This is a genomic window from Rhodococcus sp. BP-160, from assembly GCF_019836205.1.
Classification (GTDB): domain Bacteria; phylum Actinomycetota; class Actinomycetes; order Mycobacteriales; family Mycobacteriaceae; genus Rhodococcoides.
The window spans coordinates 603,964-615,526 of the sequence record NZ_JABUEK010000002.1 but is presented as its reverse complement, the minus strand read 5'-3'; the positions used below and the strand labels follow the sequence as shown (position 1 = coordinate 615,526).

Annotated in this window: 11 protein-coding genes; 1 reads left to right on the top strand and 10 read right to left on the bottom strand. The window is 68.0% G+C overall.

What is annotated here, in order from left to right:
* Positions 1-2 precede the first annotated feature (2 nt).
* From rpmF to HQ306_RS09295, 10 genes are all read right to left on the bottom strand, one after another.
* The gene (gene rpmF / locus HQ306_RS09340) at positions 3-185 is read right to left on the bottom strand and encodes a 50S ribosomal protein L32 (RefSeq protein WP_027504976.1); all 183 of its coding nucleotides are present in this window, start codon (positions 183-185) and stop codon (positions 3-5) included.
* Between the two features lie 81 nt (positions 186-266).
* On the bottom strand, positions 267-755 hold the full coding sequence (locus HQ306_RS09335) for a DUF177 domain-containing protein (protein ID WP_081821208.1): 489 nt from the start codon (positions 753-755) through the stop codon (positions 267-269).
* Positions 756-950: 195 nt separating this feature from the next.
* Complete coding sequence (locus HQ306_RS09330) at positions 951-1,724, bottom strand: DivIVA domain-containing protein (protein WP_027504974.1); 774 nt, start codon at positions 1,722-1,724, stop codon at positions 951-953.
* Positions 1,725-1,861: 137 nt separating this feature from the next.
* Positions 1,862-2,344 (bottom strand): pantetheine-phosphate adenylyltransferase, encoded by a 483-nt coding sequence (gene coaD / locus HQ306_RS09325; RefSeq protein ID WP_027504973.1) that lies wholly within the window; start codon positions 2,342-2,344, stop codon positions 1,862-1,864.
* A gap of 14 nt (positions 2,345-2,358) precedes the next feature.
* Positions 2,359-2,946 carry a 16S rRNA (guanine(966)-N(2))-methyltransferase RsmD gene (gene rsmD, locus HQ306_RS09320; RefSeq protein ID WP_222630723.1) on the bottom strand — a complete coding sequence of 196 codons (588 nt, stop codon included), beginning with the start codon at positions 2,944-2,946 and terminating at the stop codon, positions 2,359-2,361.
* Between the two features lie 13 nt (positions 2,947-2,959).
* Positions 2,960-6,367, bottom strand: coding sequence for a pyruvate carboxylase (locus HQ306_RS09315; protein WP_222630714.1), 3,408 nt, complete (start codon positions 6,365-6,367; stop codon positions 2,960-2,962).
* Between the two features lie 135 nt (positions 6,368-6,502).
* Positions 6,503-7,174 (bottom strand): GntR family transcriptional regulator, encoded by a 672-nt coding sequence (locus HQ306_RS09310; RefSeq protein WP_027506987.1) that lies wholly within the window; start codon positions 7,172-7,174, stop codon positions 6,503-6,505.
* Between the two features lie 86 nt (positions 7,175-7,260).
* Positions 7,261-8,253, bottom strand: coding sequence for a transketolase family protein (locus HQ306_RS09305; protein WP_222630712.1), 993 nt, complete (start codon positions 8,251-8,253; stop codon positions 7,261-7,263).
* Positions 8,250-9,152, bottom strand: coding sequence for a transketolase (locus HQ306_RS09300; RefSeq protein ID WP_374197725.1), 903 nt, complete (start codon positions 9,150-9,152; stop codon positions 8,250-8,252). The genes HQ306_RS09305 and HQ306_RS09300 overlap by 4 nt, the downstream gene beginning before the upstream one ends.
* The gene (locus tag HQ306_RS09295; protein WP_056445436.1) at positions 9,143-10,501 is read right to left on the bottom strand and encodes an MFS transporter; all 1,359 of its coding nucleotides are present in this window, start codon (positions 10,499-10,501) and stop codon (positions 9,143-9,145) included. Before HQ306_RS09295 ends, HQ306_RS09300 begins: the two co-directional genes overlap by 10 nt.
* 257 nt (positions 10,502-10,758) lie before the next feature.
* Between HQ306_RS09295 and HQ306_RS09290 the strand changes: the two genes are divergently transcribed.
* Complete coding sequence (locus HQ306_RS09290) at positions 10,759-11,553, top strand: SDR family NAD(P)-dependent oxidoreductase (RefSeq protein ID WP_037187033.1); 795 nt, start codon at positions 10,759-10,761, stop codon at positions 11,551-11,553.
* The last annotated feature ends 10 nt before the right edge of the window (positions 11,554-11,563 follow it).

Here is an 11,563-nt window from a genome sequence, read left to right as displayed (position 1 = left end):
CGTCAGACTGCCGCGGTGACCTGGCGACCCTTGTAGGTGCCGCAGTTCGGGCACACCGTGTGGGGCAGGGTCTTCTCGCCGCACCCGCGGTTGGGGCAGGTGATGAGGGTGGGTGCAGTGGTCTTCCACTGGCTGCGTCGCGATCGGGTGTTGGACCGCGACATCTTGCGCTTCGGAACAGCCACTTCTACTTCTCCTCGTACTCGTTCGGTGCAATGTCGTGCTGGTGAAGCACGGGTCGTGCAGGCGCAGGGTGCGCCGGCCGACTAGGTCTGGTCGGTGTCGGTCTGCAGCTTCGCCGCGAGACCGGCCCAGCGAGGATCAATTGTCTCATGCGCATGACCCGGTTCCGCAATCGACAGGCGGATGCCGCACTCCGGGCACAGTCCCTGGCAGTCCTCGGTGCACAGGGGTCGCAGCGGCAGGGTGAGCCCCGCCACGTCCACGATCAGTGGTTCGAGATCGATCGCGTCGTCCTCGACCCGGTAGAGATCGTCCTCGTCCGTGGTGGCCTCGGTGACGCTGTTCGGGTACGCGTACAGCTCCGTGAGGTGGAGCTGCACGTGTGACGTGAACGGCTCGAGGCACCGCGAGCACTCACCGACGGTGTCGGCGTCGACCGTGCCGCTGACGAGCACACCCTCGGACACGGACTCGAACCGGAGATCGAGATCGATGTCGGCCCCCTCCTGGATCGCGATCAGGTCCAGACCGATGCGCGACGGGGAGGGAACGGTGCGAGCGACCGGCATCATCGACCCTGCGCGGCGACCCAGACGACGGGTGTCCACCACCAGCCCCGAGACGGGTTCGGCGGAGTGGCGACGAGCAGCGGGAGACAACGAACGATCCTTTCACGGGCGGTGCGGGCAACCACTCCACGATACGGGAGCGTCAGGTCAGCGCCAAATCACACCAGCCCACCCTGCGAGGAGGGATCTGCGTGGCGGTCAGTAGCGCGAGCGGCCCTCACCACGCGAGTCGGCGAAATCGGTGTCGTAACTCGGAACGCCACTGCCGGTGCGGAGCTGCTGCCGTCCCCGACCGACGGACCGCAACGTGCCGGAGAGAATCTCCTCGAACTCCGCGAACTTCGTGTCGACGTAGAGGTCGCACTCGGTACGCAGACGATCGGACTCGGCGTGCGCCGCGTCGATGACCCGAGCGGACTCCGCGTGCGCGGACTGCACCACCTCGGTCTGCGAGACCAGGCGCTCCTGTTCGGCGAGACCCTCGGCGACGGAACGCTCGTAGGCCGCCTTGCCGGCGTCGATCGAGCGAGCGGACTCGACGCGGCCGCGCTCGGTCAGCGTCTCGTACTCGTGCTCCGCGTCCGCGATGGTGGCGTCGGCGCGCGCGGTGGCGTCGGCGACGAGGCTCTCGGCGTGCGCGGTGGCCTCGGCGACCATCCGGTCGGCGTGGGCCTTCGCGTCGGCCAGGAGTCGATCGGCCTCGTCCCGCGCGTTCTCCACCGTGCTGGTGGCTTCCGCGTCGGCCGACGAGATCGTCTTCTCGGCACCGGTCCGTGCGTCCGACACCAGCTTGTCGCGGTGGTCCAGCACGTCCTGCGCGTCGTCGAGCTCACCCGGAATGGCGTCTCGGACGTCGTCCAGCAGCTCCAGCACATCACCACGCGGGACGACGCATCCCGCGGTCATCGGGACGCCGCGCGCCTCCTCGACGATCGCGACGAGCTCGTCGAGCGCCTCGAATACCCGGTACACCGTGCTCGGCCCTCACTTCGATCGACAGTCTCTGAGTTCGGCGACCGCACCCGTCGGGCGCGATCTCCGGTGTCAGTGTGCCCGGTACGCGCACCGGTCCGCACGATTGTCCCCCGGTGTGTCGCCGTCCGGCCCGGTCAGGAGCGCTCGGCGAGCCGGGCCAGCAGTCGGTCGTGCACGGCGGCCGGGACCATCGTCGTGACGTCTCCGCCCAATCGCGCGATCTCCTTGATGAGCGAGCTCGACAGGCTGCTGTGCACCGGGTCGGTTCCGAGGAACACCGTGTCCACGCCGGTGAGTCGCCGGTTCATCTGCGCCATCTGCACCTCGTAGTCGAAGTCGGCGGCGTTGCGCAGACCCTTGACGATGGCGGTGGCCCCGGACTCCGACGCGAAGTCGACGAGCAACCCCTGCCACGTCGCGACGCGCACACCCTGCAGATGAGTGGTGGCCTGCGCCAGCATCTCGACCCGTTCGTCGACGGTGAAGAGTCCACTCTTGTTGGGGTTCACCACCACCGTGACGATGACCTCGTCGAATTGCGTTGCGACGCGCGAGATCACGTCGAGATGACCGTTGTGGATCGGATCGAAGGATCCCGGGACCAGGGCGCGGCTCATGGTGGGTGAACGTATCAGCTTCCCCGTGCGGGGTGCTCGATCTGCGCGACCTCGAACCGGGCCATGTCGATGCGAGCCTCGCCGTAGCGCTTGGCCTTCAGTTCGACGAGCCCGGCGGGCCACACCGTCGCGGGCGAGCGCGAGGACCGCTCGACGACCACGAGGGCGTCCTCGGTGAGCCACTCGCCCTCGACGAGTCGGTCCAACACCGAGGACACGGCGCCGTCCGACACGGAGTACGGAGGATCGGCGAGCACGAGGTCGTAGCGGCGCTCCGGTGTCCCGCCGACGACGGCCGCGACGGGCGCGGTACGCACCTGCGCTCCCGGCAGTCCCACGGATTCGATGTTCCGGGCGACCACGGCCGCCGCGCGCGCGTCGTTCTCGACGAGGAGGACGTGCTCGGCTCCGCGCGAGAGCGCTTCGAGACCGAGAGCGCCAGACCCCGCGTACAGGTCCAGCACCGACGCACCGTCGAGGTACATCCGGCTCTCGAGCGCACTGAAGAGCGCCTCTCGGACCCGGTCCGCGGTGGGTCTGGTGCCGCGGGACGGCACGACGAGCGAACGCCCGCCGGCCGTCCCGGCCACGATCCTGGTCACTGCGAGAACCCTGTCAGGAGCGGTCGGTGGTGTCGCCGACGGCGATGACGCAGATCAGGTCCCCGCCCTCGACCTGCGCGACACCGGACAGAGCCAGACGGGTGACGGTGCCCGCTCGCGGCGCGGTGACGGCTGCTTCCATCTTCATCGCCTCGATCGTCGCGACGGTCTCTCCCGCCGACACCGACTGCCCCACCTCCGCGGTCAACGTCACCACACCCGCGAACGGCGCCGCCAGATGCGACGGATCGTCCCGATCCGCCTTCTCCGTCGTCGGCGCATCCGCCGAGATCGACCTGTCCCGCACCGACACCGGCCGCAACTGACCGTTGAGGATGCACATCACCGTCCGCATCCCCGCCTCGTCCGGCTCCGAGATCGCCTCCAACCCGATCAGCAGATCCACACCCTTCTCCAGGCGCACCCGATGCTCGTCGCCCTGACGCAATCCGTAGAAGAACTGATTCGCCGACAACCCCGAGGTGTCCCCGTACTTCTCCCGGTGCTCCGCCAACTCCTTCGCCGGCCCCGGGAACAACAGATGATTGAGACGATCACGCCGCTCGGCACTGGCGCCGGAGAGCAGCACCTCGTCCTGCGTCGTCAACGTCGCCTCCCCACGCCCGGCGCCGCGCCCCGCCAACGCGGTGGTGCGGAACGGCTCCGGCCACCCACCGGCCGGGGTGCCCAGATCGCCGCGCAGGAACCCGATCACCGAATCGGGAATGTCGAACTTCCCCGGATCCGCCGCGAAGTCCTCCATCGACACCCCCGCACCGACCAGGTGCAACGCCAGGTCGCCCACCACCTTCGACGACGGCGTCACCTTGATCAGCCGGCCCAGCAACCGGTCCGCGTCCGCGTACGCCTTCTCCACGTCCTCGAACCGGTCCCCCAGGCCCAACGCGATGGCCTGCTGACGCAGATTGGACAGCTGCCCACCCGGAATCTCGTGCGTGTAGACCCGCCCGGTCGGAGCGGGGAGCCCGGACTCGAACGGGGCGTACACCTTTCGGATCGCCTCCCAGTACGGCTCCAGATCGCACACCGCCGCCAGATCCAACCCGGTGTCCCGCTCGGTGTGCGCCGCCGCCGCCACGATCGCCGACAACGCCGGCTGACTGGTCGTGCCCGCCATCGACGCCGACGCCCCGTCCACAGCATCCGCGCCGGCCTGCCACGCCGCCAGGTACGTCGCCAACTGACCACCCGGGGTGTCGTGGGTGTGCACGTGCACCGGCAGGTCGAAATTCTTGCGCAGCGCCGTCACCAACGTCGTCGCCGCCGGCGCCCGCAGAAGCCCCGCCATGTCCTTGATCGCCAACACGTGCGCGCCGGCGTCGACCATCTGCTCCGCCAACCGCAGGTAATAGTCCAGGGTGTAGAGCTTCTCGTCCGGATTCGACAGATCACCGGTGTACGACATCGCCACCTCGGCGATCGTCGTGCCGGTCTCGCGGACGGCGTCGATCGCCGGGCGCATCTGATCGACGTTGTTCAGCGCGTCGAAGATGCGGAAGATGTCCACACCCGTCGCCGCCGCTTCCTCGACGAATGCTGTCGTCACCCGCTCCGGGTAGGGGGTGTAGCCGACGGTGTTACGCCCGCGCAGCAACATCTGCAGGGCGATGTTCGGCACCGCCTCCCGCAGCGCCGCCAACCGCTCCCACGGATCCTCGTGCAGGAACCGCAGCGCCACGTCGTACGTCGCACCGCCCCAACACTCGATCGACAACAGTTCGGGTGTGGTCCGCGCGACGTAGGGGGCGACCATCAGCAGTCCCGAGGTCCGCACGCGCGTGGCCAACAACGACTGGTGGGCGTCGCGGAACGTGGTGTCGGTGACGCCCAACGCCTTTCGCTGACGCAGGTCGCGGGCGAAGCCTTCGGGACCGAGCTCGAGCAGCCGCTGCCGAGACCCGTCGCGCGGCGCGACGGACAGATCGATGTCCGGCAGCTTGTCCTGTGGGTAGACCGTGCTCGGACGCTCGCCGTGCGGCTTGTTCACCGTCACGTCCGCGAGGTAGGTCAGGATCTTGGTACCGCGATCGCCGGACGACCGCGCCGTCAACAGCTCGGGTCGCTCCTCGATGAACGACGTCGTGACGTTGCCCGCACGGAAGTCCTCGTCCTGCAGAAGTCCCTGCAGGAAGCCGATGTTCGTCGAGACACCGCGGATACGGAACTCCGCCAACGCCCGCCGCGACCGCGCCACCGCGTCCTCGAACGTGCGACCACGGCAGGTGAGCTTCACCAGCATCGAGTCGAAGTACGCCGACACCTCCGCACCCAACGTCGTCCCGCCGTCGAGACGGATACCCGCACCGCCCGGGGTGCGGTACGCGGTGATGCGGCCGGTGTCCGGGCGGAACCCGTTCGCCGGGTCCTCCGTCGTGATGCGGCACTGCATCGCCGCACCCCGGATCCGGATGTCCTCCTGCCGCAACCCCAGATCCTCGAGCGACTCCCCCGAGGCGATCCGCAACTGCGACTGCACCAGATCGACATCGGTGATCTCCTCGGTCACCGTGTGCTCGACCTGGATCCGCGGATTCATCTCGATGAACACATGGTTACCGTCCCGGTCCACCAGGAACTCCACCGTGCCCGCACACGAGTACCCGATCTTCCGCGCGAACGCCACAGCGTCACTGCACAACCGGGCCCGCAGCTCGTCCGAGATGTTCGGCGCCGGCGCCAGCTCCACCACCTTCTGGTGACGGCGCTGCACCGAGCAGTCACGCTCGAAGAGATGGATCACATCGCCGTGGGTGTCTGCGAGAATCTGCACCTCGATGTGCCGCGGCTCGACCACCGCCTGCTCCAGGAACACCGTCGCGTCACCGAACGCCGACTCCGCCTCCCGCGCCGCCGCCTCGATCGCCGCACGCAACCCCGACGGCTCCGCCACCCGCCGCATACCGCGGCCACCACCGCCCGCGACCGCTTTGACGAACACCGGGAACGTCATCGACTCCGACGCCGCCACCAACGCATCGACGTCCGTCGACGGCTCCGACGACGCCAACACCGGCAACCCGGCATCCTTCGCCGCCGCGATCGCCCGCGCCTTGTTCCCCGTCAGCTCCAACACCTCCGCCGACGGACCCACGAATGTGATCCCCGCCGCCGCACACGCCGCCGCCAACTCCGGATTCTCCGACAGGAACCCGTACCCCGGATAGATCGCGTCCGCACCCGCACGCACCGCCGCGTCGACGATCAGATCCACCGACAGGTAGTTGCGCACCGGATGCCCCGGCTCACCGATCTCGTACGCCTCGTCGGCCTTCGTCCGATGCACCGAATTGCGGTCCTCGAACGGGAACACCGCCACCGTCTGCGCCTCGAGTTCGTACGCCGCACGGAACGCACGGATCGCGATCTCGCCGCGATTTGCCACCAGCACCTTGGAGAACATTCCGGTCAACCTACCTTCAGTACGGGCGAGACGGAGCTATGACTTGTCCAGATATGAGACACGTGCGGAGCGCAGCGAGCAGCCGTCGTGGTGCCGGGACAGTAGCGCCGATCACGTCCACGCCGCTCGCATCTCCTATGCAGAAATGTCGGCGGAGAGATTCGCGGCGGCCCACGTCATGTGTTCCGCCACCGAGGCGCTGGCAGCCGCGCCGTCGCCCGATCCGATCGCCTCGACGATGCGGCGGTGTCGGTCGGTGTCCATGTTCCCGACCGCGCGAGACTTGCCGGCCCACATGATGGACATGCGGATCGAACCCTCGAGGGACGTCCACGAGTGCACCAGGGTCTCGTTGCCGGTGAGCCGGCAGAGCAGTCGGTGGAAACTGAGATCGGACTCGATCCGGGCCTCGAGATCACCGTCACCGGCGGCGTCCATCAGGTCGAGCGCGCTCGACAGGCCGGCGACCGACTCCTGCCGATCGTCTCGCTCCGCGAGCAGTGCGGCAGCGGTGGACTCGAGCGCGGCGCGCACGACGAAGATGTCCCTGATCTCCTTGTCGTCCAGATGCCGCACGTACAGCCGACCCCGAGCGCCGATGACGGCGAGCCCCTCCTGCTGAAGCTGCCGCAGTGCCTCGCGCAACGTGCCTCGGCTGATCTGCAGGCGCTCCGACAACTCCGTCTCCACCAGCGCGGAACTCGGACGCAGCTCGCCACTGGTGATGGCCCGACGCAGCGCGTCGAGAGCCTGATCGCGCAGATTCGTCTTCTGCAACCCCAGGAGCGTGGCGGGCTGTGCGGCCATGGAGACCTCCTCGAAACGGTGATGTCGACAGCTGCCGGTCGACAGTGATCTCAGGGTAACGGCCGCCCGTGTCGATCCGGCACTGCTCACCGCAACGCCGCGAGAACACGCTCCTCGATGCGGTCGGTGGACAACCCGTAACGATCGTGGAGCGTGGGGAGTGCGCCGGCGGCCAGGAACTCGTCGGGCAGCGCGATGGGAGTCACCTGACGCACCGTGCCGGACTCGACGCACGCCGAGGCGACCGTCTCGAAGAGCCCACCGATGCGGGTGTGGTTCTCGAGGGTGAATGCGGCCCGGTCGGTCGAGAGTTCGCGCAGGACGGTCTCCGCGTCGAACGGTTTGATCGTCGCCACGTGCACGACCGATACGTCCACCCTGTGCTTCGCGAGTCGCTCGGCGGCCTGGAGCGCACGCATGGTCATCAGACCGGACGACACCAGCACGACGTCGTTGCCCGGTCGAATGACCTTGGCCTTGCCCAGTTCGAAGGTGTAGTCGTACTCGTCGAGTACCGACGGGACCTTCCCGCGGAGCAACCGGAGGTAGGTCGGGCCCGGAGTCGCGGCGAGTTGGGGAACGGCCTGCTCGATGTCCACGGCATCGCACGGGTCGACGATGGTGAGGTTCGGCATTCCGCGGAAGATCGCCATGTCCTCGGTCGCCTGGTGACTCGGCCCGTAGCCGGTGGTGAGGCCCGGGAGTCCCCCGACGATGTTGACGTTCAGATTCGGCTCGGCCGCGTCGAGGCACAGGAAGTCGTACGCGCGGCGCGCCGCGAAGACCGAGTAAGTGGACGCGAAAGGAATCAGGCCGGTCTCCGCCATGCCCGCCGCGGCGCCGAACAGCAATTGCTCCGCCATCCCCATCTGGAAGAAACGGTCGGGGCAGGCCTGCGCGAAGATGTGCATGTCGGTGTACTTCGCCAGGTCGGCGCTGAGGCCGACGATGCGCGAATCCTGTTCCGCTGCACGGACGAGCGCGTGTCCGAACGGGGCCGCCGTGGTGCGCTGACCCTCGTCGACGAACGAGGCGATCATCGCCGACGTCTTGAGCTTGGGGGCGGATGCGGTGGTCATGAGTGGTCTCCCTCGTGAAATTCTGCGTCGTGGAAGCGAGCGGTGAGCTGATCCCGGCACACGCTCCACTCGTCCTCGTCGATGCGCATGAAGTGCGCCTTCTCGCGGGTCTCGAGCATGGGTACGCCGAACCCGATCCGCGTGTCGCACACGACGACCGACGGGGTGCCGGTCGGCGACGTCCGCGTCGCGATGTCGTCCAGGGCGTCCAGCAACGCGCCCGCGTCGTTGCCGTCGACACGGTGGACGGACCATCCCGCGGCCGCCCACTTGTCCTGCACCGGTTCGATGCCCAGGACTCCCGCGGTGGGTCCGTCGGCCTGCAGTGCGTTCATGTCGACGAGTGCGACGAGGTTGCCCAGTCGGTGATGAGCGGCTCCCATCGCGGCCTCCCACGTGGAGCCCTCGTCCAGTTCCCCGTCCGACAGGAAGTTGAACACGAGTGACGGCGACCCCTGGTGACGCAGTCCCAGAGCCATTCCCACCGCCACCGGCAGTCCGTGTCCCAGCGAGCCCCCGCTGATCTCCATCCCGGGCGTGTAGGACGCCATTCCGGACATGGGGAGCCGCGAATCGTCGGAGCCGTAGGTCTCGAGTTCGGAGACGCTCACCGTGCCCGCTTCCGCGAGCGCCGCGTAGAGCCCGATGGCGTAGTGGCCGGTCGAGAGCAGGAAGCGGTCCCGCTCCGCCCAGTGCGGATCCGCCGGGCGGTAGCGCAGCCGTCCGCTGTAGACGGCGGCGAACATGTCCGCCGCTCCCAGTGCCTGACCCACGTATCCCTGACCCTGCGCTTCGCCCATGTCGAGGACGTGATGGCGCATGGCGTAGGCGAATCGCTCCGCGGCGCGGATCCGTGTCGTGCGGTCGGTGGTGATGCTGTCGGTGACGGTCACAGCGATTCCTTTCGAGAGGTGGCGGTCGCGACGAGGTTCTCGTCGAGCTCGGCCTGGAGTGCGAGTCGTCGTTCGGTGGGGCCCCACGTCTCACGGGTGGACAGCGCGGCGAGGAGACCGATCAGCGCGTAGACGCTGAAGAGGACTGCCGGCCCCATCCAGCCGTAGGAGACGAATAGCAGCGTGGTGATGAACGGAGTGAAGCCGGAGACCATGGCCGAGATCTGGTAGGCCAGTGAGGCTCCGGACGCTCGGCGACTCGCCGTGAAGAGTTCGGGGAACCACGCGCCCTGCGCACCGGCGAGCGCGTTCTGGCACACGGTGTAGGCCAGGACGAAGGTGACGGCGACGAGGATGAAGGTGCCCGTGTTGACGAGGAGGAACATCGGGATTCCGAACAACACCCCGAACGCACACACTCCGATGTAGACGGGTCGGCGGCCCATCCTGTCCGTCAGAGTCGCCCAACCGACGGTCGCGACGATGCCCAGCGCCGACGCGATGCAGAGAGCGGTCAGGGTCTCGGACTTCGTCGCCAGTTCCTCGTTGTGCAGGTAGGAGATCATGTAGGTGATGGACACGGCGTAGCCGGCGGTCTCGGCGATGCGCAGTCCGATACCCCGCAGGATGTTGCGCCAGTCCTGCTTCACGGACTCGACGATCGGCGCACGCTGGACCTGGCCGGACTCCTTGACCTCGTCGAACACCGGGGACTCCGGGACCTTGGATCGAATGATCAGACCGACGACGACGAGGACGATGCTGGCGAGGAACGGAACGCGCCAGGCCCAGTCGCCGCCGAGGTGCACGCTGAACAGGAACACCAGGTTCGCGAGCAGGAGACCCACCGGGAATCCCGCCTGCACGATGCCGGTGAACGCGCCCTTGCGCCGCCACGGGGCGTGTTCGTAGCTCATCAGAATCGCTCCGCCCCACTCGGCACCGAACGCCAGTCCCTGGACGATGCGGACGATGACCAGCAGCACGGGCGCGACGACGCCGACCTGGGCGTAGGTGGGCAACAGACCGATGACGAACGTCGCGAGTCCCATCACGATGAGCGACGCCACCAGAACGGGCTTGCGCCCGACACGATCACCGAGGTGGCCGCCGATGATGCCTCCGATCGGGCGTGCCGCGAAGCCGACGCCGAGCGTGGCGAAGGCGGCCAGGGTGCCGGCCACCGAACTCTGGCCCGGGAAGAACGCCGTTCCGAAGTAGAGCGCCGCCGCGGTGCCGAAACCGATGAAGTCGTACGTCTCGATCACCGCGCCGACGGACGATCCCACGGCGACGCGCTTGGCGTCGGGTGTGCCGTGGACCTGCCCGCGCATGGCCAGAGTCTCGCTGCTCATGACTACCCCTTTTCGAGGTGTTGGAGGTGTGAGGAAAGAGTGACGGATGCCGTCATCGTTTACGAGTGTGACCCACCGCACGTTCACTGTCAACAGTCAACTGCTGATGTCCAACAGTTGACTGAACCGCAGTCCGGGTCTTACTGTGTGCTGCATCACGACGAGCCTCCACAGGCGGCCGACACCGGCCGTCACCCCTCTCGAACCTTGACACCAGCCTCGACAGCCGTTCCCCCACAGCCGCATTGGAGATCACCATGTTCGACACTCTGGCCCGACCGGCCACCGTCAGCCGTACCGCCGTCGTCACGGGAGCTGCCTCGGAACGGGGCCTCGGCCGCGCGACCGCGGCGTTGTACGCCGAGCAGGGCTGGGCAGTCGTCGTGCTCGATCTCGACGGGGAGGCCTCGGCCAAGGTCGCCGCGGACATCGCGAATGCGTACGGCGTCCGGGCCTTCGGTCACGAGGTCGACGTGGCGGACGAGTCGTCCGTGGAGCGAGCTCGTGCGGCCGTGGCCGCCGAGGTCGAGTCGGGATCGCTCCCCACCGTGGGCGCCCTGGCGAACATCGCCGGCATCACGTCACCGGTGCCGTTTCTCGAGACGACGCTGGACCTGTGGAACAAGGTGATGGCGGTCAACGCGACCGGCACCTACCTCGTCACGAAAGCCTTCCTCCCCGCGATGATCGATGCCGGGTGGGGACGCGTGGTCAACATGTCGTCGGTGTCGGCTCAACGCGGCGGCGGCGTGTTCGGCAAGGTGCCCTACTCCTCGGCGAAGGCGGCGGTTCTCGGTTTCACCAAGGCGCTGGCCCGGGAGATCGGACACACCGGTGTCACGGTGAATGCTGTCACGCCGGGCGCCGCGGACACCGCCATCCGGGTGGGGAGCACGCCCGAGCAGGAGCAGGCGATCGCCGACGGCATCCCGGTGGGACGCGTCGCCACGGCTCGTGAGGTCGCCGCGATCATCACGTTCCTGTCGTCGGAGGACGCGTCCTACCTGACGGGCACCACCCTGGACATCAACGGGGGAAGCCACATGCACTGACCGGGTCGCG

Excerpts from the sequence above, each read along its gene's own strand:
- HQ306_RS09335 (WP_081821208.1), bottom strand. The coding sequence starts at position 755 with ATGATGCCGGTCGCTCGCACCGTTCCCTCCCCGTCGCGCATCGGTCTG.
- coaD (WP_027504973.1), bottom strand. The coding sequence starts at position 2,344 with ATGAGCCGCGCCCTGGTCCCGGGATCCTTCGATCCGATCCACAACGGT.
- HQ306_RS09315 (WP_222630714.1), bottom strand. The coding sequence starts at position 6,367 with ATGTTCTCCAAGGTGCTGGTGGCAAATCGCGGCGAGATCGCGATCCGT.
- HQ306_RS09310 (WP_027506987.1), bottom strand. The coding sequence starts at position 7,174 with ATGGCCGCACAGCCCGCCACGCTCCTGGGGTTGCAGAAGACGAATCTG.
- HQ306_RS09305 (WP_222630712.1), bottom strand. The coding sequence starts at position 8,253 with ATGACCACCGCATCCGCCCCCAAGCTCAAGACGTCGGCGATGATCGCC.
- HQ306_RS09295 (WP_056445436.1), bottom strand. The coding sequence starts at position 10,501 with ATGAGCAGCGAGACTCTGGCCATGCGCGGGCAGGTCCACGGCACACCC.
- HQ306_RS09290 (WP_037187033.1), top strand. The coding sequence starts at position 10,759 with ATGTTCGACACTCTGGCCCGACCGGCCACCGTCAGCCGTACCGCCGTC.